This is a genomic window from Micromonospora sp. WMMD961, from assembly GCF_029626145.1.
GTDB lineage: Bacteria > Actinomycetota > Actinomycetes > Mycobacteriales > Micromonosporaceae > Micromonospora.
In genome coordinates this window covers 5,656,368-5,681,160 of record NZ_JARUBJ010000002.1, presented here as the reverse complement: position 1 = coordinate 5,681,160, position 24,793 = coordinate 5,656,368, and the positions used below count along the sequence as shown (strand labels likewise).

Below are 24,793 nucleotides of genomic sequence, written 5' to 3'. Positions count from 1 at the left end.
CGTGGTCAGGCACCGCTCGCGGCGGGAGTCGCGCCGAGGCCGCGGGACGGCGTTTCGCCGAGCACCCGACGCAGGACGGCGGTGAGCGCGGCGTTGACCTCGTCCGGGCGCTCCATCATCAGCATGTGCCCGGCACCGGGGCAGACGGTCAGCTCGGTGGCCGGGAGAGCCGCCGCGATCGACTCGGCGCACGGCGGTGGCGTCAGCCGGTCCCGGTCGCCGACCAGCGCGGCGGCCGGCAGATGGGCCAGCGCGGCGAGCGTGTCCAGGCGGTGCTGGGCGCCGATGGAGGCGCGGAACCCGCCGATCGAGCGCAGCGAGGCACGGGCCACCGCCGAGGTCACCAGGCGGAGGTCGGACGACTCGCAGCGGTCCCCGAAGAGCATCCAGCGGATGCTCGGTCGCAGCGCGTTCAGCAGCGCCCGGGGCGCCCGCCACGAACCGCACCGGGCCAACACGCCGGCACCGGTGGTCTCGGCCAGCCGGATCAGCCGGGCGATCCGCGGCGACAGCCCGTAGACGGTGTGCGCGTGCCCCTCGGCGGTGGTCGAGACGAAGACCAGCCCGGCCGTACGGGCGGCGAAGTGCGTGGGATGGCGGTGGGCGTACTCCATGATCGTCATGCCGCCCATCGAGTGCCCGACCAGGAGCACCGGCCCGGTCGGCGCCACCGTGTCGATCAGCGTGGCCAGGTCGTCGCCGAGCTGGGCCAGGGTGGCCGTGGGCAGCGCCATGCAGCTGGAGCGGCCGTGCCCCCGCGCGTCGTAGGCGACCACCCGCACCGCCCCGTCGACCGGCGCGGCGGTGAGCGCGTCGACCTGCCGGTGCCAGGCGCGCCCATCCAGCGTCCAACCGTGCAGCAGGACAGCCGTCACCTGGGCGTCCGTCGGCCCCGTCACCTCGACGTTGAGCCGTACGCCGTCCGGCATGGCAACCTCGAACCGTTCCGGCATCGCCACCTCCCCAGGGCCGCCCCCGCACCACCAGCACCGGGATACCCGGCGGTAACAACGGCTACCCGCCATGACACCACGCCAATCGCGCCCGGTCGAACATTCCCGACCTCGCCCCTGCTCGTCCGAGGAAGGCCAAGCTGAACGACATGGGGTCGTCGGGAGCACCCATGGGTGGGACGCCGGGTCAGGGACGGCAGGCCGGCGGCACGCCCCGCGCCGCGCTGGCCGACCTGCTCGCCGGGAACCGGCGGTTCGTCAGCGGCCAGCCGATCCACGGGCACGACGTCACGGCCGCAGCCGCCGCCTCCGGTGACCAGCAGCCGTACGCGGTGGTGCTCGGCTGCATCGACTCGCGGGTGCCGCTGGAGGCGATCTTCGACCAGACGTTCGGGGCGATCTGCGTGATCCGTACCGGAGGGCACGTGCTCGACCGGGCGGTGTGCGGCTCCATCGAGTACGTGGTCGGGCAGCTGGGCGTACCGCTGGTGATGGTCCTCGGCCACGAGCGGTGCGGTGCGGTGGGTGCCGCGGTGGACGCGCTGCGCGCCGGGGAACGGCCCGGGGGGTCGCTGGCGTACCTGGTGGACGAGATCGCCCCGGCGGTGACCGAGGTCGGGATCGACGACCCGGCGGTGCACCCGCTGGCCATTCGCCAGCACGTCCGCGGCACGGTCCGCGCGCTGCGCGCCGACGACCTGCTGGCCGGGCCGGTGGCCACCGGCCGGGTGGCGATTGTCGGCGGCCTCTACAACCTGGCCACCGGCGAGGTAGCCCTCCTCGACCCCGGCTGACCAGCCCGGCCCGAGAACCGCCCCCGCCCCCGCCGCCCCCGCCCCCGCCCCCCGCCCCGGTCGATCATGGAGTTGTGGTGGGTAACAAACCGGACTGGATAACTACAAACCGGTCACCATAACTCCATGATCGACGAGGCAGATGCTCGCGCACGCGAAACCGCCCGCCGGGGAGTCCCGGCGGGCGGTTTCAGATGATGCGGTGGGGGAGGGCTCAGCCCTCGAAGACACCGGCCGCGACGAGGCGCTTCTCGGTGGCCTCCCAGCCGTCACCCGGGTGGGCGGCAGCCAGGTTGTTGATCTCCGCCCGGATCTTGGCGGCGTGGCCGGCGGCGGCCAGCACGCGGATCTCCTCGACGAAGGCGTCCGAGTCGGTGCGCAGGTGCGCGGTCTTGCCGTTGGTCAGGTTCCGCACGTAGGCGTGCTTGCCGCCGTTGAGCGGGATGAGGTACTTGAACTCGCCCAGCACGCTGAGGGCGCCACCCTGGCCAGCCTGGCCGGCCCGGACTGACGCGCGCGCGGTCTTAGAGGTGTTGCTCGCCACGGAGGTACTCCTTGCAAGACGTACGGGAGGACTGAACGTCCGGGGGCTGTGTGCGGGCCGAACGTGGACTCGGCTCGCGTAGGTGTAACGCGGCATAAGCCGCCGGTGGAACTGTACAGGACCACGACATCATGCTGGTCGTCGCGGTGTCCTGAGAGGCAACGGCAGCCACCCGTCCGGCTATTCCGCCCGGCGTTTTTTCCGATTCCCTGGCGCACCACGCGTCACACCAGTCATCATGTGTTGCACGAGCCACCTGGGTGGTCGAGGTCGTAGGGGAAGACGCACCTCGCTCTCCGGGAGGTCACCGTGCCAACGCGTGGCGTCGTATACGTCCACTCGACCCCGCTCGCCGTGTGCTCGCACGTCGAGTGGGCGATCGCGCGCGTCCTAGCCGCGCCGGTCAACCTGCAGTGGACGGCTCAGCCCGTCGACCCCGGCGCACGCCGGGCCGAGTGCGGGTGGACCGGTCGTCCGGGGACGGGCGCCGAGCTGGCTGCTGCCCTACGGCAGTGGCCCATGATCCGTTTCGAGGTCACCGAGGAGCCGAGTCCCGGCGCCGACGGTGAACGCTTCATGTACGTGCCGGCCCGTGGTCTGTTCCGGGCCACTGTCGGCGTGGCCGGCGACATCCAACTCGGCGAGGACCGGCTCCGGGCGCTGATGGCTGCCTCCCGGGCTCCGGAGGCGCTGGCGCACGCCCTCGACAAGGCGCTGGGCACCGCGTGGGACGCTGACCTGGAGCCCTACCGCTACGCCGGCGACGGCGCGCCGGTGACCTTGCTCACCCGGGTCGGCTGACTGGTACGCGTCCGGGTCGGGCAACCTGCGTGCACGTCGTCGACGGGCCCTGCGGGCAGAAAGGTCAAGTTGCCCCGATAAGGGGGAACTGATGGGATAGGCGGCGTGTCGAATCGCCCGCGGCGTGCCGCCGTCGCAGTCGCCGCTCTGACCGCGCTGCTCGTCTCCGGCTGCTCGGGTGCCGCCGAACGTCCAGCCCCGACGCCAAGCCCGGCCGGCACCTCCGCCGCGCCGAGCATCTCCGCCGCGCCGCCGGCCAGCGACCCCGCCGCTCAGGCCGCCGAGCTGGTCGCCACGCTGTCCGACGAAGACCTGGTCGGCCAGGTGCTGATGCCGTACGCATACGGCGACTCGGCGACGAAGGTCTCCGCCGGTTCGGCCGCCGGCAACCAGGCCCTCGCCGGGGTCGACACCCCCGCGGACATGATCAGCAAGTACCGGCTGGGTGGCCTGATCCTGGTCGGCTTCAGCGCCGACGACCCGACCAAGGGCAACCAGGAGACCACGAACGTCGACAACCCGAAGCAGGTCCACGACCTCACCACCGGGCTGCGCGCCGCCGCCGGTCGGCTCGCCGCCGGCCCCGCGCCGCTGCTGATCGGCACCGACCAGGAGTACGGCGTCGTCACCCGCGTGACCGACGGGGTCACAGTGCTGCCCAGCGCGCTCGCGGCGGGCGCGGCCGGCGACCCGACGTTGACCGAGGCTGCCTGGCGGGCCGCCGGCGCCGAGCTGGCGGCGATGGGAATCAACGTCGACTTCGCGCCGGTGGCCGACGTGCTGGCCACCCGCAGCACCGTCATCGGGTCCCGGTCGTACGGCTCCGACCCCAAGCAGGCGGCGGCGCAGGTGGGCGGCGCCGTCCGGGGCCTGCAGGCGGTCGGGGTCGCGGCCACCCTGAAGCACTTCCCCGGCCACGGCCACAGCGCCGACGACTCGCACCAGGACCTGCCGGTGCTCACCCAGTCCGCCGAGGCGTTGCAGACCGGTGCCTGGCCGCCGTTCACCGCCGGCATGGACGCCGGAGCGATGGCGGTGATGTCCGGCCACCTGGACGCGCGGGCGATCGACCCGGGAACCCCGGCGACGTTCTCGCACAAGCTGCTCACCGACGTGCTGCGCGGCCAACTCGGCTTCAAGGGCGTGGTGATCACCGACGGGATGAACATGCCGCCCGCGAAGCGCTGGGCCCCCGGCGAGGCGGCCGTCCGCGCGCTGAACGCCGGTAACGACCTCATCCTGATGACCCCGAACGTCGGTCAGGCGTACGACGGGCTGCTCGCCGCGCTGCGCGGTGGGTCGCTGCCCCGGACCCGGCTGGTCGAGGCGGTCACCCGGGTGCTGACCATGAAGTTCCGTCTCGCGCAGACCCCGGCCGCGCAGATGTCCACGCTCAACTCCCCGGAGCACCGCGCGGCGGCCGACGCGCTGGCCGCCGCCGCCGTCACCATGCTGCGGGGCACCTGCGGCGGGGCGGTGCCGGGGCCGATCACCGTCACCTCCTCCGGCGGTCGGGACGGCACCCGGGCCGCGCTCACCGCCGCACTGACCGCAGCCGGGGTGCAGGTGAAGCCCAGCGGCGGCACGATCGTGCACCTGGTCGGCTACGGCGACGGCGCCAACGACCTGCGGCCCGACGCGGCGGTCACGGTCGCCATGGACACCCCGTACGTGCTGAGCGGCGCGAAGTCACCGACGCTGCTGGCCACCTACTCGTCCAGCCGGGCGTCGATGACCGGGCTGGCCGCCGTGCTGGCCGGCAAGGCCCGGCCGAGCGGCCGGTCCCCGGTGGCCGTACCCGGCCTGCCCGCCACCACCTGCGGCACCTGAACAGGCGCGGACGGATCGGCGTCCGCCCTCGGCCGCGGGCCGGCCGGCCGCGAAAACGGGTCGCCCCGGTTCGGGCCGCCTGACAGTCTCCAGGCATGGGAGCGGCAGCAGGATTCCGGTACGTGCAACGGGCCGACGGCACTGTGGTGATTACCCACCACGGGCGGGTGGCCGGCGCACTGCGCGGTGCCCGGGCGGCGGAATTCCTCGCCGAGGTCGACGACGACCCGCAGTTGGTGATGGCCCGCTGGACCGGCAACTACCGCCACGGCAACGAGCGCACCGCGAAGCAGCACCCCCGCAACCGGGGCTGAACGAGCAGAACGGGCCACCTCCGACCGGAGATGGCCCGTTTCACCGCAGCCTCAGGGCCGGGCGAAGACCAGCGCCACGTTGTGGCCGCCGAAGCCGAACGCGTTGTTCAGCGCGGCCGGAATCTCCATGTGGCGGGCCTTGTGCGCGGCGACGTCCAGGGTGAGATCGGGGTCCGGGTCGTCGAGGTTGATCGTCGGAGGGACGACACCGTCGCGGATGGCCAGGATGGTGGCGATCGACTCCAGTGCTCCGGCCGCACCGAGCAGGTGACCGGTCATCGACTTCGTCGCGGACAGCACCGGGTGGTCACCCAGCGCCTTGTGCAGCCCGCCGATCTCCAGCATGTCCCCGACCGGGGTCGACGTGGCGTGCGCGTTGACGTGCACGATGTCCCGCTTCGCCACGTCCGCGTCCGCGATCGCCTTGGCGATGGCCCGGACGGCACCCTCGCCCTCGGCGTGCGGCTGCACGATGTCGTACGCGTCGGAGGTGATACCGGCGCCGGCGAGGCGCGCGTACACCCGGGCGCCCCGGGCAGCCGCGTGCTCGGCCCGCTCCAGCACCACGATGCCGGCGCCCTCACCGAGGACGAAACCGTCCCGGCCCCGGTCCCACGGGCGGGAGGCGCGCTCCGGCTCGTCGTTGCGGGTCGACATGGCCCGCATCGAGCTGAAGCCGGCGATCGGCAGCGGGTGGATGACCGCCTCGGTGCCGCCGGCCACCACCACGTCGGCCCGACCGGAGCGGATGATGTCCAGGCCGAGGGCGATCGCCTCCGCGCCGGTGGCGCAGGCGCTGGCCACCGAGTGCACGCCGGCCTTCGCGCCCAACTCCAGCCCGACCCAGGCGGCCGGACCGTTCGGCATCAGCATCGGGATGGTGTGCGGGGAGACCCGCCGTGGCCCGGAAGCCTCCAGGATGTCGTCCTGGGCGAGCAGGGTGGTGGCGCCACCGATGCCGGAGCCGACGCTGACGGCCAGCCGCTCCCCGTCGAGGTCGGAGCCGGCGAGGCCGGCGTCCGCCCAGGCCTGCTGCGCCGCGATGATCGCGATCGCCTCGGAACGGTCCAGTCGGCGCAGTCGGACCCGGTCCAGCACCTCGGACGGCTCCACGGCCAGTTGGGCGGCGATCCGGACCGGCAGTTGCGCGGCCCACTCCTGGGTGAGGGCACTCACCCCGGAGCGGCCGGCGAGCATGGCGTCCCAGGTCGACGCGACGTCCCCGCCAAGCGGGGTCGTCGCGCCGAGCCCGGTGACGACGACGTCAGGACGACTCATGATCAGGACTGCGCCGCGATGTAGCTGACGGCGTCACCGACGGTCTTGAGGTTCTGCACCTCGTTGTCCGGGATCTTGACGCCGAACTTCTCCTCGGCGGCGACCACGACCTCCACCATGGAGAGCGAGTCGACGTCGAGGTCGTCGGTGAAGGACTTCCCCTCGGCCACGTCGTCCGGGTTCACCCCGGCAACCTCTTCGAGGATCTCGGCGAGGCCGGTGGTGATCTCGTCACGGGTCATTGCGGTTGGTTCCTTTCATCGGGGTTTCCGGCGGACGGCGTCGCCGACCGCCACTCCTGGACGCGTACGCGCCCGAGGGGGTCATCAGGGGCAGCGGACGACCTGACCGGCGTAGGTCAGGCCACCGCCGAAACCGAACAGCAGCACCGGCGCGCCCGAGGGCACCTCCCGGCGCTCGACCAGCTTGGACAGGGCCAGCGGCACACTCGCCGCGGAGGTGTTGCCGGACTCGACGATGTCCTTCGCGATGATCGCGTTGGGGATGTTGAGCCGCTTGGCGATGCCGTCGATGATCCGGGCGTTGGCCTGGTGCGGCACGAACGCGGCCAGCTCCGACGGGTCGACCCCGGCCCGCTCGCAGGCCTGCAGCGCGAGTGGCGCCAGCGCGGTGGTGGCCCAGCGGAACACCGCCTGCCCCTCCTGCTGGACGTACGGGCGCCAGCCCTCGATGCGGACCGCGTCGCTCTTCTCCGGCACCGAACCCCAGACCACCGGCCCGATCCCGGCCGGCTCGTCGTCGGCGGTGGCGGAGACCACCGCGGCGCCAGCGCCGTCGGCGAAGATGATGCAGGTGGAGCGGTCGGTCCAGTCGGTGAAGTCGGAGAGCTTCTCCGCGCCGATGACGATCGCGTTGCGCGACGCGCCGGCCCGGATGGCGTGGTCGACGGTGCCCAGCGCGTACGCGAAGCCGGAGCAGGCGGTGTTGACGTCGAACGCGCCCGGGGCGGCGATGCCCAGCTTGGCGGCGACCCGGCAGGCCACGTTGGGGCTGCGGTCGACGGAGGTGCAGGTGGCCACCACGACCAGGTCGATGTCGGCGGCGGTCAGGCCCGAGTTGGCCAGCGCCTTGCCGGCGGCGGCGGCGGCCATGTCGGCCACCGTCTCGGTGTCGGCGATCCGCCGGCTGACGATGCCGACCCGGTCACGGATCCACTCGTCGTTGGTGTCGACGAGCTGGGCGATGTCGTCGTTGGTCACCACCCGCGAGGGTTGGTAGTGCCCCATCGAGACGATGCGACTGCCAGTCATGAACGACCTCCGATGCGGGCGATCAGGTCCCGTGCGGCCGGCAGGTCGTCCGGGGTGTTCAGGGTGACGATCTCCGGGGCGCCGTCGCCCTTGAGGTCCCGCTTCACCAACCCGGCGAGAGTGCCGGCCGGTGGCAACTCGATCACGCCGGTGACCCCGAGGTCGGCCAGCGTACGCATGCACAGGTCCCACCGCACCGGCGCGGTGACCTGGCGCACGAGGCGCTGTAGCAGGTCGGGGCCGTTGTCGACCGCCGTGCCGTCCAGGTTCGACAGCAGGAGGCGGGCCGGGTCGGCGGGGGTGATCTCGGCGGCGACGGCGGCGAGCGCGGCCTCGGCCGGGGCCATGTACGGGGTGTGGAACGCTCCGGCCACCTTGAGCCGGATGATCCGCGCCCGCGCGGGCGGCTCGGCGGCCAGCTTGTCGAGCCCGTCCAGCGAGCCGGCGGCGACGATCTGCCCGGCGCCGTTGCGGTTGCCCGGGTACAGCCCGTTCGCCTCGATCGCGGCGAGCACCTCGTCGGGGTCGCCGCCGAGCACCGCGGCCATGCCGGTCGGCTCCAGCGCGCACGCGGCCGCCATCTCCCGGCCACGCACTCCGGCCAGGCTGATCGCGGCCTCGGGCGACAGCACGCCGGCCAGGACGGCGGCACCCAACTCGCCGACGCTGTGGCCGGCGGTGAGCGCGACGTCGCCCAGCGGCAAATGTTCGCCGGCGAGCAGCGCCGCGGCGACCAGCAGCGGCTGGGTGCGGGCGGTGTCCTTGATCTCGTCGGCGTCGGCGTCGGTGCCCAGATGCACCAGGTCGACCCCAGCCAACTTCGACCACTCACGCAGACGCGCCTCGGTGCCGGTCAGGTCGAGCCAGGGGGTCAGGAAGCCGGGTTTCTGCGAACCCTGGCCGGGACTAAGTACGGCGAGCACGCCTATGACTCTCCCGGATACGCGCGGGTAACGCTGTGCCGCCCCCGACCAAACCGCACTAGAACCTTTGGAGGTTTCCTACAAAGATCGGCGACTGTCATCCTCGTTTTGAGCGGTTTTCCGGGCGGCCGGGGTCATTGTCTGAGTCGGGACGGGTGAGGTGAGCGGGGCGACCGGATCCAGCCGGCCCACGGTCAGCGCGACCTGGAGGGCGAACGCGTCCCGGGGAGACAACGGCGAGAATCCGGTCACCTCGGCGATCCGCCGCAACCGGTACCGCACGGTGTTCGGGTGGACGAACAGCGCCCGCGCGGCGCTCTCCAGAGTGCCGCCGGCAGCGAGGAACGCGTCCAGCGTCGCCAGCAGTTCGCCCCCGGCGCGCACCAGCGTCGCGTACACGTCGTGTCGCAACCGCCGGCGGGCCTCGGCGTCGCCGGCGAGAGCCCGCTCCGGCAACAGGTCGGCGGCCGGCACCGGCCGGGGCGCGCTGGGCCAGGCCGGCGCGGCCCGGAAACCGGACAACGCGGCGCGCGCCGACTCGGTCGCCTCGTCCAGGCTCGGCACCGCCGGTCCGACCACCACCGGGCCGTCCCCGAACGCGCTCAGCAACTTGGCGGTGGCGGTCATCGGGTCCGCCGCGCCACCCAGCACGATCACCAGCCGGTCGCCGTGGACACCGCCGATCACCTCCACGCCGATCCGGCGGGCCTGCCGGTAGACCACGTGCAGCACCGCGGAGACCTCCCCGCCGGGCGACCGACCGACCGCCACCGCGACCGGCGGAGCATCCGCCCAGCCGAGCGCGGCGGCCCGGCTGGCCAGCACGTCCGGCGAGTCACCACGCAGCAGCGCGTCGACCAGCAGTGCCTGCAACCGGGCGTCCCAGGCGCCACGCGACTCGGCGGCCCGCGCGTAGACCCGGGCGGCGGCGAACGCGATCTCCCGGGAGAAACGCAACACCGCCTCGCGTAGTTGCTGCTCCTCGCCCTCGGCGGCCAGGTGCGACACCTGCTCCTCGACCACGTCGATGGTCACCTTGATCAACGCCACGGTCTGCTGGAGGGTGATCGACCGGGCCAGCGCCTGCGGAGCGGCGGCGAAGACCTCGTCCGAGACCTCCTGGGTGCTGTCCGCCGTGCCGCCGCCGTCCTGCAACCACTGCACCAGCGACCGGGCGCCGGCCTGGGCCACCAACATCACCCAGGAGCGCTGGTCGGCCGGCAACGCCCGGAACCACGGCAGGGTCTCGTCCATCCGGGCCACGCTGGAGGTGGCCAACGCCCCCGCCGAACGTTCGATCCGGCGCAGCGTGGCCGACAGGTCTCCACCGCCCGGCGTGCTCACCGCCCTAGCCTGACACGTTCTGAGCAGGCCATCCACGTCGGCACCGGTCCGCGGGGCTCACGGGTGCGGGGGAGCGGGCAGGCCCAGTTCCTGGGCCAGGATCGCGGCCTGCACCCGGCTCCGCAGGCCCAGCTTCGCCAGGATCCGACTCACGTGGGTCTTGGTGGTGCTCTCCGCCAACACCAGCCGATCGGCGATCTGTTGGTTGGACAAACCCAGACCGAGGCAGGCCAGCACGTCCCGCTCACGTGGAGTGAGAGTGCCCAGCGTGGCCCGGGTGTCGGCCGACGCAGTCGGCGCGGTGGCCGCGAAAGCCGTGATCAACCGGCGGGTCACGGCGGAGCGATGAACCCGTCGCCACGCGCCACCGTACGCACCGCATCCACCAGACCTTCGGCGTCGGTGTCCTTCAGCAGGAATCCGGCAGCGCCGGCCCGTAACGCGCCGAAGACGTACTCGTCGAGGTCGAAGGTGGTGAGCACCAGTACGTCGGCGAGCACGTCGGTGGCGATCTCCCGGGTCGCGGAGATCCCGTCCCGACGAGGCATGCGGACGTCCAGCACCGCCACGTCCGGACGTAACTCGCGACACAACCGCACCGCCTCGTCACCGTCGGCCGCCTCGCCGACGACCTGAATACCCGGCGAACCGTCCAGGATCAGGGCCAGACCCGCCCGTACCGCCGGCTGGTCGTCCGCGAGCACCACCCGTACCGTCGCCGCCACCGTGTCGCTGTTCACCCGTCCTCCCCGATGGGCAGCGCGGCGCGTACCTGCCAGCGGCCGTCGTGCGGTCCGGCGCTGAACCGACCGGCCAGCAGGGTGGCGCGCTCCCGCATCCCGATCAGCCCGGCGCCGGCGCCGGGTAGCCCGGCCCCGTCCCGGCACACCGGGTTTTCCACCGTCAGCACCACCTCCGCCGGCCGGTACGCGATCGTGAGGTCCGCCTCACCCGTACCGTGCTTGAGCGCGTTGGTCAGCGACTCCTGCACGATCCGGTACGCGGCGAGGTCCACCCCCACCGGCAGCGGCCCCGGTGCGCCGTCGGTGTGCACCCGGACCGCGAGGCCGGCGGCCCGCACCCGCTCGACCAGCTCGTCGGTCTCGGTGAGCCGCGCGCTGACCAGCTCCGGCAGGGCTGCGCCGTCGCCCGTCGGGGCGGGCCCGCCCCCGGGCCCCGGTTCGCGTAGCACCTCGATCATCTGACGCATCTCGGCCAGGCCCTGCACGCTGCTCTCCCGGATCACCCGCAACGCCGACTCGACCTGGCCGCGGTCCAGCCCGGGCACGGACAGCACGGCGGTGGCGTGGATCGCCACCGCGCTGAGGTGGTTGGCGACCACGTCGTGCAGCTCTCGGGCCATCCGGGCCCGCTCCGCGCTCACCGCCTGCCGCCGATCCAACTCGACCAGCCGTGCGGTCTGTTCGGCCCGGGCGCGTTCGGCGGCAGCCTGGTCGCGGTACTGCCGCACGCTGATCCCGGTCAGGACCGGCAGCAGGCCGACGAGCACCACCAGCACCCCGATGGCCACCCCGCTCCACTGGTCGGCGAGGACCACGCCGACGATCGCACCGACCAGACTCAGCCCGACGGTCGCCCGCAGCAGCCACCGCCACAGCCGTGGCGGGCCGTAGACGCAGGCGTCGTAGAGCACCTGGGTGTAGATCAGGATCGTCCCCAGCGATCCGCCGAGCGCGATGTCCACCACCACTGCCGCGGTGCCGATGGTCAGGCTGGTGCGCGGAGCGACTCGGCGCAGGCCCACGGCGACGCACATCGCCAGCAGCGGTGGAAGAAACAGGGCGGGCGGCACGTCCGGGTGCGGACGGATCTGCGGTTGCCAGCCGAGGGTCCACAGCACCAGGCCCCCGGCCAGCGACGCCCCGGCCAGCGCCAGATCCCGGCCGCGGGTGCCGGAGCCGAGCCACGGTGGCGGACGCATGCCCCGATCCCACCACAGCCGCACCCGGTCGGACTCCGACCGGGGGAGGACGCCGCCGTCCCCGGTATGCGCCGAAAGGGGTACGCGGAAAGCGCCCCGATGACAGAAGAATGATCATCATGACTGATGTGGAAGCTCGGGCCGCGTTGGCCCGTGAGATCGACGCCACCTGCCGGCTGACGGGAACGTTCGTGCTCCGTTCCGGGCGGACCGCCGACGAGTACTTCGACAAGTACCGCTTCGAGGCGGATCCTCGCCTGTTGGACCGGGTGGCCGCCCAGCTGGCACCTCTCGTTCCGACGGACACCGAGGTGCTCGCCGGGTTGGAGCTGGGCGGAATCCCGGTGGTGACCGCGCTCGGCCGGCACACCGGGTTGCCCTGCGCCTTCGTCCGCAAGAACGCCAAGCCGTACGGGACGGCCCGGTTGGCCGAGGGGGCGGAGCTGGTCGGCCGGCGGGTGCTCGTGGTCGAGGACGTGGTCACCTCCGGCGGTCAGGTGGTCATCTCGACCGGCCAGCTACGCGAACTGGATGCCCGGGTGGAGCACGCCCTCTGTGTCATCGACCGGGCCGAGGGCGGTGCGCAGACGCTCGCCGGTCACGGCGTGACGCTGCGGGCGCTCTTCACCCGGGCCGACCTGGAGGCTCACCGGGTCCACTGACCGCCGGACCGCCCCGGTCGCGAACCACGGATGAACGGCGCGAAAAGAAGCTGTGAACTGCGCAACGGGTTCCCGAGCTCACCGTCGTCTCCGGGTGCCGCCCGGTCCTGACGCGGGTACGCCGTGCGCGGCCCGTCGGTCCCGGCCAGTACGGTGACAGGGCACGTCGGGGAGCACCCGGGGGTAGACGAACGTGAGGAGACCGGGGATGGCGCACGGGGAGGCCGAACACGGCTGCGCCCAGGGCGAGCCCGGCCGGCCGGGGCACCACGACCCACAGCCGGCAGGTAAGCACCGCCGGTCGGTCGGCGGCGTGCCATCGCACCCGGCGGAGCCGCTCGCCGGTCGGGCCGACGACGAGAGCCCTCTTCCGCGGCAGCGCTCCGGCGAGCCCACCGTCCTCGGTGAGTCTGACGTCGACGTCCCGGCTGGTTGCCTCAGCGAACTTCCCGGCTGGGCCGGGGCGCATCGGCACGGCCCGGTCCGGCCGCGTCCGCGGGCCACCCGCCGCGAACGCCCACCCCGCCGCTGGTGCTGACCACCGCCCGTCGCTGACCTGGGTGCGCTGCCGTGCAGCGTGCGGCGGTCGTTCCGCGCGTGCGGCGGTCGTCCCGCGTGCGGCGGCGGATCAGCGCGTGCGGCGGCGGATCAGCAGGGCGATCCCGGCGAGGCCGACCGTGATGGTGAGCATCACCCCGACGTTGAGCAGCAGCAGCCGTTGCAGGTCGCCGAGCGCCTCGTTGAGATCCTTGGCCGGGTCGAGGGTGTCCTCCGGGAGCACCCGCTCGCCGCCGCCCACGCCGCCGCTGACCGTGTCGAACTGCCGTTCCAGCGGCACGCCGGCGGTGCGCAGGGTCTCGGACATGCTGAGTCGACCCAGGAACCAACCGGCGCTGATCTTGCGCCCGTCCGGTTGCTTCGCGGGCCGGTAGACCCGGGGGCCACCGACTGCCTTCGGATAGAGGTCATACGTCTGCTTCGGCGTCTCCCCGGCGAGCACCACGACCGTGTACTTCGGACCGAGGTCGGCCGGCTTCGGCCCGTTGGCCATGCCGGTACCACTGAGGAAGTTGACCTGGTCGATGACCGCTCCGACGTGGGCGGGCTGCGTTTCCGCGCGTAACCGCAGCGGCGCGGACAGCCCCACGCCGGTGATGTCCACTGCGGCGGGTGCGGGTTTCGGCGCCGCCGAGGCCGGGCCTGTGGTGCCGAGTGACAGCAGCGCCGTCGCCAGCGCGCCCGCCAGCACGGCGGACAACCGCCTCATCTGTCGGACCATCCCGCCTCCTCGCCCCGTTCGATGGATGGCATCGTTGTGACGTCCGGACCGGTCTGCCGGTGCGAAGCCGACCGGATGCCGGGGTCATCCTTACAGACTCCGGGGAACGTCGATGAGTTGCAGCTTGTGGAACAGTAATTGGAACTATCTGCGATCTCGGCTCGACTAATGAGGAGCCGTTTGATCAGCGGGCGGATCGTACCCTTACGGAGGGGTTCATGGGGGGCAGGGTTACACGTACGGCGCGGGTTGTGCCAGTGGTGCTCGGCGTGGCGTTCGGTGTGTCGTTTCTGGCACCGCCGACGCCAGCGGCCGCGCACAACTCGTTGACCGGCAGCGACCCGCGTGACGGTGCCCGAGTGGCGACGGCACCCGCCCGGATCGAGCTGCGGTTCCTCGCCAAGCCGGCACCGGCAACGACGAAGATCACAATAACCGGGCCGGACAATGTGGTCGCTGGCGGCCCACCGGTCTTCGACGGCAGCCGCGTGCGGGTGCCGTTCAAGCCCGCAGCGGCGGGTCTCTACATCGTGGGCTACCAGCTCGCGTCCTCCGACGGGCACCCGGTGAAGGGCGAGGTGCGGTTCACCCTGACCACCGGTACGGCCGCTGACCCGTCCGCGCCCGCCGGCGGCGTCGCCCCGACCGCCGGTGGCACCGCCCCGACGGCCGCGGCGGCGGGTCCGACCGCCGACACTTCCCGGGTCGCCACCGCGGCCGTCGACGCGACCCCGGCGGCCAGCCCGGTGCCGGCCGCGCAGGAGGGCAGCCAGGTACGCGGCTGGTTGTGGACCATCGTGGCGGCTCTGCTGGTGGGCGCACTCGTCGTCGGATTGCAGCGGTGGCTCCGAGCCCGACGCCGCTGAGCGGCCGGGCACCAGCCCGGCTGGCTGCCGGCGGCGGAGACGGCGCAGGAGCCCGGTGCTCGGAGGTCAGACCAGGCGGAGCCGGGCGGCGCGCATCCGGGCCAGGGTGCGCTCGCGGCCGAGCACCTCCAACGACTCGAACAGCGGCAGACCCACGGTGCGGCCGGTCACCGCGACCCGCACGGGCGCCTGCGTCTTGCCGAGCTTGAGCCCCCGCTCGGCGCCGACCGCCTCCAGCGTGGACTTCAGCGACTCGGCGTCCCAGGACTCCAGCGCCTCGAACGCCGCGACGGCGTCGTCCAGAAGCTCCCCGGAGCCGTCCTTCATCGTCTTGGTCCACGCGGCCTCGTCGATCAGTGGCGATGCGAGGAAGAGGAAGTCGACGTTCGGCACGATCTCGCTGAGCACCGCGATCCGCGTCTGGGCCAGCGGCGCCACGGCGGCGAACGCGTCGGCGTCGAACTCCTCGGGCTGCCACGGCGGTGGCGCGATGGTCCCGGTGCCGGTCAGCCACGGCTGGCAGGCGTCGACGAACTCGGCCACCGGCAGAGCCCTGATGTACTCGCCGTTGAACGCGCGCAGCTTCTTCTCGTCGAAGAACGCCGAGGAGAGGTTGACCTCGTCCAGCCGGAACTCGTCCTCGATCACCGACCAGGGAACGATCTCCCGGTCGCCGGAGGGGGCCCAGCCGAGCAGCATCAGGTAGTTGCGCATCGCTCCGGCGAGGTAGCCCTCGTCGCGGTACGCCTCCAGGGCGACCTTGTCCCGGCGCTTGGAGAGCTTCTGCCGCTTCTCGTTGACCACCACCGGAACGTGCGCCCAGACCGGCGGCTTGACGCCGAGGGCTTCCCAGAGCAGCTGCTGCTTGGGGGTGTTGGGCAGGTGCTCCTCGGCCCGGATCACGTGGGTGATCCCCATGGTCATGTCGTCGACGACGTTGGCCAGCAGGAAGACCGGCGATCCGTCACCCCGGGCGATGACGAAGTCCTCGATGAGCTTGTTCTCGAAGGTGGGCTCGCCGCGGATCAGGTCGACCACCACTGTGGTGCCCTCGTCGGGCGTACGGAAGCGCAGCGCGTGCCCCGGGCCTGGGCCGAGGCCACGGTCGCGGTGGTAGCCGTCGTAGCCCTGGTACTGCGAGCCGGTGCGGGCCTGCACGTCCTCACGGGTGCAGTCGCAGTAGTAGGCGCGGCCCGACTCGTAGAGCCGGGCGGCGGCGGCCCGGTGCTCACCGGCGTTCTCCGACTGGAAGTACGGGCCCTCGTAGCTGCCCCGGGAGATGCCGATCCAGTCCAGCGCGGAGAGGATGCCCTCGGTCCACTCGGGCTTGTTGCGCGCCGCGTCGGTGTCCTCGATACGCAGCACGAACACCCCGCCCTGCTGCTTGGCGTAGATCCAGTTCTGCAGCGCCGAGCGGGCGCCGCCGACGTGGAACATACCGGTCGGGGAGGGGGCGAAGCGCACACGTACCGTCACACCCCCAGCCTACGGCGACCGTCGACCGAGTAAGGAAGGGCCCCTTCTTATCGCCTGGTGTTGTACAGGGGGCCCTTCCTTACCGCTCAGGGGACCGAGCGGATCTTGACGACCAACGCGCTGCCGATCAGGGTGACCACGGCGGTGACCGCGTAGAGCGTGGGGTAGCCGCCCAGGTACACCACGAGCGGGGCGGAGAGCGCCGGCCCGAGCACCTGCGGAGCCGAGTTCGCGATGTTGATGACGCCGAGGTCCTTGGCCCGGTCGGTGGCCCGGGGCAGCACCTGCGTGATCAACGCGGCGTCCACCGAGAGGTAGACGCCGTAGCCCGCGCCGAGCAGCAGCGCCGCGACGATCGCCATCGGCCAGACCGGCGCGACCGCGAGCAGCAGCGCCGCCACCGCCATGATCAGCCCGGATGCGATCACGTAGATCTTCCGACGCCCGGAACGGTCCGACAACCGGCCGGCGACCACCGCGGTCAGCATCATGCCGAGCGTGTAGAGCAGGATCAGCACCAGCAGCGAGCCCTCTGGGTCGGGGTGGCGCACCCCGTCGGTGAGGAAGTACAGCAGGTAGAGGGTGCCCAGGGCGTTGCCGAGCTGGACCAGGAACCGGGTGATCCACGCCCAGGCGAAGTCCGGGTGCCGGCGCGGGCTGATCCACATCGAGGCCAGCAGCGCCCGGGTGCGCAGCGCCGGCCGATGCGTACGCGGCAGCGGCTCGTCGGGGGTGAGGAGCGCGAACGGCAGCGACAGCAGCAGCATGGCCACGGCGATGGCCAGGTAGCCGGCCGCGTTCCCGGTGACCAGGGCGGTGACCAGCACCGCGCCGAGCACCAGCCCCAGCGCCTGCGGGATGCCCACCCAACCCGAGACGCCGCCACGCTGCGTCACCGGCACCCGGTCCGGGATGGCGGCGGTGAGGCTTGCCAGCATCGCGTTGAAGCAGACCTGGGCGGCGACCCAGCCGAGGGCGACCCCGAGGATGGTCCGTTGCTGGGCCAGCAGCACCAGGGCCGCCGCGCCGAGCAGCGCCCCGCCCGCGGTCCAGACGTGCCGGCGACCGAACTCCCGCCCGGCGATCCGCAGGCAGGTCCGGTCGGAGAACGCGCCAGCCAGGGGGTTGGCGAGCACCGCCGCCAGAGCGCCGAGGCCGGTGACCACGGCCAGCATGTTCTCCTTGTCGCCGGGCGCGATCTGCTCGATCTGCTGCGGCAGTAGCACCTGGATGGGCGTGAAGAACGCCATCCAGACGCCGAGGTTGGCGGCGAAGATCAGCCCGATCCAGCCGCGCCGCACCGGCACCGTCGGCTCGGCGAGCGCCGCCGGCAGCGACGCCGGCGTCGGGTCGAGGGTGGTCACCGCGCCGACCCCGGCCGGCTGGCCGCGATGACGTCCCGCAGCCAGGTGTACGACGACTTCGGCGTACGGGTCTGGGTGCCGTAGTCGACGTGCACGAGGCCGAAGCGTTTGGTGAACCCTTCGGCCCACTCCCAGTTGTCCAGCAGCGACCAGACGAAGTACCCGCGCACGTCGACTCCGTCGTCGATGGCCGCCCGGACGGCTCGCAGGTGCCCGTCCAGGTACGCGATCCGTTCCGGGTCGGCCACCTGCCCGTCCGCGTCCGGCGCGTCGTCGTACGCGCAACCGCTCTCGGTGATCTCGATGGGCGGCAGCGCGTCTCCGTAGGTGTCACGGAGCCAGCCGAGCAGCTCGTGCAGCCCGTCGGGGGCCACCGGCCAGTCGAAGGCGGTACGGGGGTAGCCGTCCAGCGGGACCAGGTCGAACGGCAGGGGCGAGCCCTCCTCGGCAGCGCGTACCCCGGTGGGGTTGTAGTAGTTGACCCCCAGCACGTCGATCGGTGCGGCGATCGTGTCGAGGTCGCCTGGCTGGACGATCCCCGGTTCGAGGCCGGGCAGCTCCGGGTAGCCGCGGCCGAGCAGCGGATCGGTGAAGAGCCGGTTGTGCAGCGCCTCGTACGCGGCACCGGCGGCCCGGTCGGCGTCGCTGTCGCCGAGCACCCGCACCGGGGAGTAGTTGTTGGCGATCGCGACCGGGTTGGCGGTGTGGGCCCGCAGCGCGGCGACGGCGAGCCCGTGCCCGAGCAGTTGGTGGTGGGCGACCGGAAAGGCGTCGAAGAGCAGCATCCGGCCGGGGGCGTGCACGCCCATCCCGTAGCCCATGCTCATGTGGATGAACGGCTCGTTCAGGGTGATCCAGAGCCGGACCCGGTCGCCGAGCCGGGCGGCGGTCAGGTCCGCGTACTCGGCGAATCGGGCGGCGGTGTCTCGGTCCAGCCAGCCGCCGCCGTCTTCGAGCGGTTGGGGCAGGTCCCAGTGGTAGAGGGTGGCCACCGGGTCGATGCCGACGGTCAGCAGCTCGTCCACCAGGCGGTCGTAGAAGTCCAGGCCGGCCGTGTTGGCCGGTCCGTTGCCGGTGGGCTGGACCCGGGGCCAGGCGATGGAGAACCGGTAGGCGGAGACTCCCAGCCCGGCCAGCAACGCGACGTCCTCGGTGTGCCGGTGGTAGTGGTCGCAGGCCACCGCACCGGTGCTGTGGTCGCTGATCCGGCCGGGCGAGCGCGCGAACGTGTCCCAGATGGACGGACCACGCCCGCCGGCGGTGGTGGCGCCCTCGATCTGGTGGGCCGAGGTGGATACGCCCCAACGGAAGCCGGTGGGGAACTGGGGCATCGGTGCGGTCGACATGCGCCCTCCCGGTCAACGTGAAACGTGTTCGGGACTTTAAAGCGCTCTCGATGAATGCGCCATAGGCCGGCCTGGCGCAATCCGCAATGGCTGATCGGCGTGTCTTTTTCCAAACCCGTCCAGGTAAGTCCGATTTAGCGCATAGAGTGCCGATATCGTGTGATGTCCTCACCGGAGGAAGACGGAAATGATCCTCGTTGAACGCAGTGCGCACGTGGCGGCGCCAATTGAAGTGGTCTGGGATGTCGTCCAGCGGGCCGAGCAGTTGCCGGCCTGGCTGGCGGGGGTCCGCGCGGCCGAAGTGCTCTCGGGAGAGGGCTTCGGCCGGCGACAACTGGTCCAGGCGGGGCGCGGCTCGGCGCACGAGGCCGAGGTGATCGCCTACCAGGAGCCGACGCTGATCGGCTGGCGGGAACGGGCCAAGGGCGCCGGCTCTCGGGCGGAGGCACGCACCGAGATCTACGTCCAGCTCACCACCGACGAGGAGGAGGGCGGGACCATCGTGCGGCTCATCGTGGTCCGCTGGCCGGCCGGCCCGGTCAAGGCGGCCCTGCTGCGCCTCGGACTACGTCGGGTCGGTGCCGACCTGGAGGACTCGCTGGCCCGGCTCACCGACCTGGCCGCCGTCGGCTGACGAGCGCCCATCCTCCCGGCGTCACCCGCGACGGCGGTGGTCCGGATCCCCGCCAGGGACCCCGGACCCCCGCCGCTGCCGTTTCCGCCCACCCTCACCGTTCCCGCTGGCGCTGCTCGGCGTCGATCATGGACTTGTGGTGCCTGATTCGCGGCGTTCCAACCGCTTCGTCCCCACCACAACTCCATGATCGACGCTGGCGCGAGGGCGCGGGGGCGCGGGGGCGCGGGGGCGCGAGGGCGTGGGGGCGTGGGGGTGCGCGTGGCGAGGGGCCCGGGTGCGGATGCGCCCGGGCCCCTCGTTGGTCGTACGGGTCTAGCTGTCGCCGCCGGTCTCGCCGACCGGGGCGGCGTTGACGTCGTCGATCGCGTACTTCTTCGCGGCCTCGGCCGGCACGGTGGCCGCCACCGCGCCGCTGCGCGCGAGCTGCCGCAGCGTGGCCACCACGATCGACTCTGCGTCGACGTGGAAGTGCCGGCGCAGTGCGTGCCGGGTGTCCGACATGCCGAAGCCGTCGGTGCCGAGCGACGTGTAGTCACCGGGCACCCACCGGGCGATCAGGTCCGGTACGGCCCGCATCCAGTCGCTGACAGCGACCTTCGGGCCGTCCGCGTCGGCCAGCTTCTGCTGGATGTACGGGATCTTCGCCTCGGCCCCAGGGTTGAGGAGGTTGTACTCCTCGGTCTCCACCGCGTCGCGACGCAGCTCGGTCCAGGAGGTCACCGACCACACGTCGGCGGCCACCCCCCAGTCCTGGGCGAGCAGCTGCTGGGCCTTGAGCGCCCACTGCATGCCGGTGCCGGAGGCGAGCACGTTGGCCCTCGGGCCGTCCACCTGCGGTGCCGGGGAGTAGCGGTAGATGCCCTTGAGCAGGCCCTCCACGTCCACCCCGGCCGGCTCGGCCGGCTGCAGGATCGGCTCGTTGTAGACCGTCAGGTAGTAGAAGACGTTCTCCTGCGCGTCCCCGTACATCCGGTGCAGGCCCTGCTCCATAATGTGCGCGATCTCGAACGAGAACGCCGGGTCGTACGCGACCACCGCCGGGTTGGTGGCGGCGATCAGCAACGAGTGACCGTCCTCGTGCTGCAGGCCCTCACCGTTGAGCGTGGTCCGGCCGGCGGTGGCGCCCAGCAGGAAGCCCCGAGCCATCTGGTCGGCCGCGGCCCACAGCCCGTCGGCGGTCCGCTGGAACCCGAACATCGAGTAGAAGATGTACATCGGGATCATCGGCTCGTCGTGGGTGGCGTACGCCGAGCCGGCGGCGGTGAACGAGGCCACCGAACCGGCCTCGTTGATCCCCTCGTGCAGGATCTGCCCGGTCGTCGACTCCTTGTACGACAGGAACAGCTCCCGGTCGACGGACGTGTACCGCTGGCCGTGCGGCGAGTAGATCTTCGCGGTGGGGAAGATCGAGTCGAGGCCGAAGGTGCGGGCCTCGTCCGGGATGATCGGCACCCAGCGCTTGCCGAACTCCTTGTCCTTCATGATGTCCTTGAGCAAGCGGACGAAGGCCATCGTGGTGGCCACCTTCTGCTTGCCCGAGCCGCGCTTGACGTCGGCGAACCGCTCCGGGCCGGGGATGGTCAGCCGCTTGGTGCTGGTCCGCCGGGACGGCAGGTAGCCGCCGAGCTGCTCGCGCCGCTCCTTCAGGTACTGGATCTCGTCGGACTTCTCACCCGGGTTGTAGTACGGCGGCAGGTAGGGGTTCTCCTCCAGCGCCGAGTCCGGGATGTCCAGGTAGAGCCGGTCGCGGAAGGTCTTGAGGTCCTCCAGCGTCAGCTTCTTCATCTGGTGGGTCGCGTTGCGGCCCTCGAAGTGCGAGCCGAGCGTCCAGCCCTTGATCGTCTTCGCCAGGATGACGGTGGGCTGACCCGTGTGCTCGGTGGCCGCCTTGTAGGCCGCGTAGAGCTTGCGGTAGTCGTGCCCGCCCCGCTTGAGGTTCCAGATCTCGTCGTCGCTGAGCGGGTCCACCATCTTGCGGGTACGCGCGTCGCGCCCGAAGAAGTGCTCCCGTACGTACGCGCCCGACTCCGCCTTGTAGGTCTGGTAGTCGCCGTCGGTCGTGGTGTTCATGAGGTTGACCAATGCGCCGTCGGTGTCCGCGGCGAGCAGCGGGTCCCACTCGCGGCCCCAGACCACCTTGATCACGTTCCAGCCGGCGCCCCGGAAGAACGCCTCCAGCTCCTGCATGACCTTGCCGTTGCCCCGGACCGGGCCGTCCAGCCGCTGCAGGTTGCAGTTGATCACAAAGGTGAGATTGTCCAGCTCCTCGCGGGCGGCCACGCCGATGGCGCCCAGCGTCTCCGGCTCGTCCATCTCACCGTCGCCGAGGAACGCCCACACGTGCTGCTGCGAGGTGTCCTTGATGCCCCGGTGCTGCAGGTACCGGTTGAACCGGGCCTGGTAGATCGCGTTCAGACCGCCGAGACCCATCGAGACGGTGGGGAACTCCCAGAAGTCCGGCATCAGCCGCGGGTGCGGGTACGACGGCAACCCACCGCCGGGGTGCGACAGCTCCTGGCGGAACCCGTCGAGCTGGTGCTCGCTGAGCCGCCCCTCCAGGAACGCCCGCGCGTACATGCCGGGGGAGGCGTGACCCTGGTAGAAGATGTGGTCGCCGCCGCCCGGGTGGTTCTTGCCCCGGAAGAAGTGGTTGAAGCCCACCTCGTAGAGCGACGCCGAGCTGGCGAAGGTCGAGATGTGCCCACCGACGCCGATCTCCGGGCGCTGTGCCCGGTGCACCAGCATGGCGGCGTTCCACCGGACGTACGCCCGGATCCGCCGCTCGACATGCTCGTCACCCGGGAACCACGGTTCGCGCTCCGACGGGATGGTGTTGATGTAGTCGGTGGTGGTCAGGGGCGGAACCCCGACCTGGCGCTCACGGGCCCGCTCCAGCAGGCGCAGCATGACGTACCGGGCGCGTTTGGCGCCACGCTCGTCGATGACACCGTCAAGCGACTCGACCCATTCGCTGGTCTCTTCAGGGTCGATGTCCGGAAGCTGGCTCGGTAGGCCGTCGCTGATCACCGGGCGCTTGCGTTCCGTAGCCACAGGCGTTCCCTCGGTTGTGTGTGGGATAGGTCTCTAGCGCCATCCTGCCCCCTGGTGGCACCTGTCGTCACGTCTAGGGGCCCCTGACGCGACGCTCAACACAGGTACCCGTCGGTAACTTAGCGCGACGACGCTGTGGATTCTGGGCGGTTTGCCCTCCACTCCTACCGTTGCGGACATGAACAGGAGGCATGTCGCGGTCGCCGCGACCATGATTGTTCTCGGGGGCGTGGGCCTGGTGGTCGGCGTGGTGGCCGTCGCCTCCGGTGAGGCGGTGTTGGTGGGGCTGGCGGCCATCGGCGCGCTCGTGGCGGTGCTCGGCGCCGTCTTCCTCCGGGACACGGCCCGCGCGGCCCGTGTACCGGGCGGGTCCGGCCGACGCCGTCCGGACACCGACGACAGCGGCCACCACGTCTACCCGGGGCCGACCGGGGACGTCGGCAGCGAGTGGCACGTCAACCGTCAGCGCGACGGCGACAGCTCCGGCGGCAGCGAATCGGTCGGCGGTACAGGCGGTGACGCCGGTGGAGGCTGGTCCGGCTGGTCCGGCAGTGACTCGGGCAGTGGCTGGTCCGGCGGCGGCGACTCCGGTGGCGGTGGCGGTGGTGGCAGTTCGTGACCCGGGTCGGGGTGGGTGACGCCGGCGCGGGCTGACCCAGTGCGGCGGCGACTGCGATAGCGGTGGTGGCAGTTCCTGATCCGCCGCTGCGGCAGAATGCGGGGTATGCGCAGCGACGTCATCACCGTCCAGACCGGGTCCCGCCCGGCCGTCCGCGACATCACCGCGGAGGCCCAGCAGTTCGTCTCCGGTGCGGGCGACGGCCTGCTGCACGTCTTCGTGCCCCACGCCACCGCCGGTGTGGCGATCATCGAGACCGGTTCGGGGTCCGACGACGACCTGCTGACCGCCATCGACGCGCTGCTGCCCACCGACAACCGCTGGCGGCACCGGCACGGCTCAGCCGGCCACGGCCGCGACCACGTGCTGCCGGCGTTCGTCCCGCCGTACGCCACGCTGCCGGTGCTGGCCGGCCGGCTGGCGCTCGGCACCTGGCAGTCGATCTGCCTCGTCGACACCAACGGCGACAACCCGACCCGTCAGGTCCGCTTCTCCTTCCTCCCCGGCTGACCGCGCCTCGCGCCTCGCGCCTCGCGCCTCGCGCCTCGCGCCTCGCGCCTCGCGCCCCGCGCCCCGCGCCCCGCGCCCCGCGCCCCGCGCCCCGCGCCAAGATCGTGCTCGATCCTGGTTGTAGTGGTGTCGGTCGCGCGGGGATGCCACTACATCCAGGATGTTGCGCGAGGCGGAGGCGCCACCGCCCGTCCTTGCCGGCTGATCGCCGCCCTACTCCGCCGTCGGGCCCTCAAGATCCGCGCAACCTCCCTGAAAGTGCCGCCTCGTCGCCCGCCGAGGCGGCAACTTCCCTGAAAGTGCTGCCTCGCTGTGTGCCGAAGCGGCAGTTTCCCTGATGTTGCGCGGATTTTGCGGATCGGTCGGGGTTGTCGGCGAGGGCTTGCTCCGCGGTCGGGCCGAGGCGTGCACGGCGTCGCCCCGGTGGGCGGCGTGCGCGAACCTGATCGCTGAGCTGATCAGGCGGGCCCGGTGCGTACGATGTGGCGGTGACGCAGGAGGCGGGTTCCGTAGCAGGTGGACCGGTGGACCGCGCTGGTCTCGCCGCCGACGTGCTGCGCCGGATGGCCCACGTCAGCGACGCCCTGCGGCACCGGCAGGGCGCCGCGTTCGCCGAGTTGGGGCTCACCCCGGCTGCGGCGCGGGCGTTGCACCAGCTGGACCCGGATCACCCGCTGCCGGCCCGTGATCTCGCCGGCCAACTGGGCTGCGACCGGTCGAACGTGACGGTGCTGGTCGACAAGTTGGAGCAGGCCGGGCTGGTCGAACGACGCACCGACCCGGCGGACCGGCGGCAGAAGACGTTGGTGGTGACCGAGCGGGGCCGCGTCGAACGGAACCGGGTGACCGAGGTGATGTCCGACTCCCGACTCCTGTCCGCGCTGAGCGACGCGGAGCTCGGCACCCTGCGTGACCTGGTCTGGAAGGTGTCCGACGGTGGCTTTCCGGAGCCCTGCGATCCGGAGTGAGTCGACCCGTGGCGGCCGTGT

Annotated in this window: 22 protein-coding genes and 3 pseudogenes; 11 read left to right on the top strand and 14 right to left on the bottom strand. The window is 72.0% G+C overall.

Going from position 1 to position 24,793, the window contains the following annotated elements:
- Positions 1 to 5: 5 nt before the first annotated feature.
- The gene (locus O7614_RS25645) at positions 6 to 953 is read right to left on the bottom strand and encodes an alpha/beta hydrolase (protein WP_278140991.1); all 948 of its coding nucleotides are present in this window, start codon (positions 951 to 953) and stop codon (positions 6 to 8) included.
- A 170-nt stretch (positions 954 to 1,123) separates the two neighbouring features.
- Between O7614_RS25645 and O7614_RS25640 the strand changes: the two genes are divergently transcribed.
- The gene (locus O7614_RS25640) at positions 1,124 to 1,747 is read left to right on the top strand and encodes a carbonic anhydrase (RefSeq protein WP_278140990.1); all 624 of its coding nucleotides are present in this window, start codon (positions 1,124 to 1,126) and stop codon (positions 1,745 to 1,747) included.
- Between the two features lie 214 nt (positions 1,748 to 1,961).
- On the opposite strand, the gene O7614_RS25635 is transcribed toward O7614_RS25640, so the two are convergent.
- Entirely contained in the window at positions 1,962 to 2,291 is a 330-nt protein-coding gene (locus O7614_RS25635) for a hypothetical protein (protein WP_088988216.1), read from the bottom strand.
- Between the two features lie 309 nt (positions 2,292 to 2,600).
- On the opposite strand from O7614_RS25635, the gene O7614_RS25630 reads away from it, so the two are divergent.
- From O7614_RS25630 to O7614_RS25620, 3 genes are all read left to right on the top strand, one after another.
- A complete protein-coding gene (locus O7614_RS25630; RefSeq protein ID WP_091409261.1) occupies positions 2,601 to 3,092 on the top strand; it encodes a DUF3145 domain-containing protein in 492 nt (163 codons plus the stop codon).
- Positions 3,093 to 3,188: 96 nt separating this feature from the next.
- Entirely contained in the window at positions 3,189 to 4,922 is a 1,734-nt protein-coding gene (locus O7614_RS25625; protein ID WP_278142382.1) for a glycoside hydrolase family 3 N-terminal domain-containing protein, read from the top strand.
- A 95-nt stretch (positions 4,923 to 5,017) separates the two neighbouring features.
- A complete protein-coding gene (locus O7614_RS25620; RefSeq protein WP_278140989.1) occupies positions 5,018 to 5,236 on the top strand; it encodes a hypothetical protein in 219 nt (72 codons plus the stop codon).
- Between the two features lie 51 nt (positions 5,237 to 5,287).
- Here O7614_RS25620 and fabF read toward each other — a convergent pair whose 3' ends face one another.
- The 7 genes and pseudogenes from fabF to O7614_RS25585 all read right to left on the bottom strand — a co-directional run bounded on the left by fabF (position 5,288) and on the right by O7614_RS25585 (position 11,994).
- Positions 5,288 to 6,514 (bottom strand): beta-ketoacyl-ACP synthase II, encoded by a 1,227-nt coding sequence (gene fabF / locus O7614_RS25615; protein WP_278140988.1) that lies wholly within the window; start codon positions 6,512 to 6,514, stop codon positions 5,288 to 5,290.
- A gap of 2 nt (positions 6,515 to 6,516) precedes the next feature.
- Complete coding sequence (locus O7614_RS25610; protein WP_030330276.1) at positions 6,517 to 6,756, bottom strand: acyl carrier protein; 240 nt, start codon at positions 6,754 to 6,756, stop codon at positions 6,517 to 6,519.
- Between the two features lie 84 nt (positions 6,757 to 6,840).
- Positions 6,841 to 7,785 (bottom strand): beta-ketoacyl-ACP synthase III, encoded by a 945-nt coding sequence (locus O7614_RS25605; RefSeq protein WP_278140986.1) that lies wholly within the window; start codon positions 7,783 to 7,785, stop codon positions 6,841 to 6,843.
- Between the two features lie 14 nt (positions 7,786 to 7,799).
- A pseudogene (locus O7614_RS25600) lies at positions 7,800 to 8,708 on the bottom strand (ACP S-malonyltransferase); the annotation flags it as partial.
- A 78-nt stretch (positions 8,709 to 8,786) separates the two neighbouring features.
- Positions 8,787 to 10,067: pseudogene (locus tag O7614_RS25595) on the bottom strand (helix-turn-helix domain-containing protein); the annotation flags it as partial.
- A 42-nt stretch (positions 10,068 to 10,109) separates the two neighbouring features.
- Positions 10,110 to 10,777 (bottom strand): annotated as a pseudogene (locus tag O7614_RS25590) (response regulator transcription factor).
- 11 nt (positions 10,778 to 10,788) lie between these two features.
- The gene (locus O7614_RS25585; RefSeq protein ID WP_278140984.1) at positions 10,789 to 11,994 is read right to left on the bottom strand and encodes a histidine kinase; all 1,206 of its coding nucleotides are present in this window, start codon (positions 11,992 to 11,994) and stop codon (positions 10,789 to 10,791) included.
- Between the two features lie 119 nt (positions 11,995 to 12,113).
- On the opposite strand from O7614_RS25585, the gene O7614_RS25580 reads away from it, so the two are divergent.
- Positions 12,114 to 12,656 (top strand): orotate phosphoribosyltransferase, encoded by a 543-nt coding sequence (locus O7614_RS25580; RefSeq protein WP_278140983.1) that lies wholly within the window; start codon positions 12,114 to 12,116, stop codon positions 12,654 to 12,656.
- 208 nt (positions 12,657 to 12,864) lie between these two features.
- Positions 12,865 to 13,194 carry a hypothetical protein gene (locus O7614_RS25575; RefSeq protein WP_278140982.1) on the top strand — a complete coding sequence of 110 codons (330 nt, stop codon included), beginning with the start codon at positions 12,865 to 12,867 and terminating at the stop codon, positions 13,192 to 13,194.
- A gap of 90 nt (positions 13,195 to 13,284) precedes the next feature.
- Here O7614_RS25575 and O7614_RS25570 read toward each other — a convergent pair whose 3' ends face one another.
- Entirely contained in the window at positions 13,285 to 13,935 is a 651-nt protein-coding gene (locus tag O7614_RS25570; protein ID WP_278140981.1) for a hypothetical protein, read from the bottom strand.
- A 269-nt stretch (positions 13,936 to 14,204) separates the two neighbouring features.
- Here O7614_RS25570 and O7614_RS25565 point away from each other — a divergent pair, with 269 nt between their 5' ends.
- Positions 14,205 to 14,801 carry a copper resistance CopC family protein gene (locus tag O7614_RS25565; RefSeq protein WP_278140980.1) on the top strand — a complete coding sequence of 199 codons (597 nt, stop codon included), beginning with the start codon at positions 14,205 to 14,207 and terminating at the stop codon, positions 14,799 to 14,801.
- Positions 14,802 to 14,867: 66 nt separating this feature from the next.
- On the opposite strand, the gene gltX is transcribed toward O7614_RS25565, so the two are convergent.
- The 3 genes from gltX to O7614_RS25550 all read right to left on the bottom strand — a co-directional run bounded on the left by gltX (position 14,868) and on the right by O7614_RS25550 (position 18,987).
- Positions 14,868 to 16,277 (bottom strand): glutamate--tRNA ligase, encoded by a 1,410-nt coding sequence (gltX, locus tag O7614_RS25560; RefSeq protein ID WP_278140979.1) that lies wholly within the window; start codon positions 16,275 to 16,277, stop codon positions 14,868 to 14,870.
- A gap of 86 nt (positions 16,278 to 16,363) precedes the next feature.
- Positions 16,364 to 17,641, bottom strand: coding sequence for an MFS transporter (locus tag O7614_RS25555; protein ID WP_278140978.1), 1,278 nt, complete (start codon positions 17,639 to 17,641; stop codon positions 16,364 to 16,366).
- On the bottom strand, positions 17,638 to 18,987 hold the full coding sequence (locus O7614_RS25550) for a GH1 family beta-glucosidase (protein ID WP_278140977.1): 1,350 nt from the start codon (positions 18,985 to 18,987) through the stop codon (positions 17,638 to 17,640). The genes O7614_RS25555 and O7614_RS25550 overlap by 4 nt, the downstream gene beginning before the upstream one ends.
- Before the next feature lie 187 nt (positions 18,988 to 19,174).
- Between O7614_RS25550 and O7614_RS25545 the strand changes: the two genes are divergently transcribed.
- Positions 19,175 to 19,621, top strand: a complete 447-nt coding sequence (locus O7614_RS25545) for an SRPBCC domain-containing protein (RefSeq protein WP_088988232.1) — start codon at positions 19,175 to 19,177, stop codon at positions 19,619 to 19,621.
- 315 nt (positions 19,622 to 19,936) lie between these two features.
- Here O7614_RS25545 and aceE read toward each other — a convergent pair whose 3' ends face one another.
- The gene (aceE, locus tag O7614_RS25540) at positions 19,937 to 22,675 is read right to left on the bottom strand and encodes a pyruvate dehydrogenase (acetyl-transferring), homodimeric type (protein ID WP_347404374.1); all 2,739 of its coding nucleotides are present in this window, start codon (positions 22,673 to 22,675) and stop codon (positions 19,937 to 19,939) included.
- 178 nt (positions 22,676 to 22,853) lie between these two features.
- Between aceE and O7614_RS25535 the strand changes: the two genes are divergently transcribed.
- The 3 genes from O7614_RS25535 to O7614_RS25525 all read left to right on the top strand — a co-directional run bounded on the left by O7614_RS25535 (position 22,854) and on the right by O7614_RS25525 (position 24,772).
- Positions 22,854 to 23,294: a hypothetical protein gene (locus O7614_RS25535; RefSeq protein WP_278140976.1), complete on the top strand. Its 441-nt coding sequence runs from the start codon at positions 22,854 to 22,856 to the stop codon at positions 23,292 to 23,294.
- Between the two features lie 105 nt (positions 23,295 to 23,399).
- Positions 23,400 to 23,804: a YjbQ family protein gene (locus O7614_RS25530; RefSeq protein WP_278140975.1), complete on the top strand. Its 405-nt coding sequence runs from the start codon at positions 23,400 to 23,402 to the stop codon at positions 23,802 to 23,804.
- 563 nt (positions 23,805 to 24,367) lie between these two features.
- Positions 24,368 to 24,772: a MarR family winged helix-turn-helix transcriptional regulator gene (locus O7614_RS25525; protein WP_278142380.1), complete on the top strand. Its 405-nt coding sequence runs from the start codon at positions 24,368 to 24,370 to the stop codon at positions 24,770 to 24,772.
- The last annotated feature ends 21 nt before the right edge of the window (positions 24,773 to 24,793 follow it).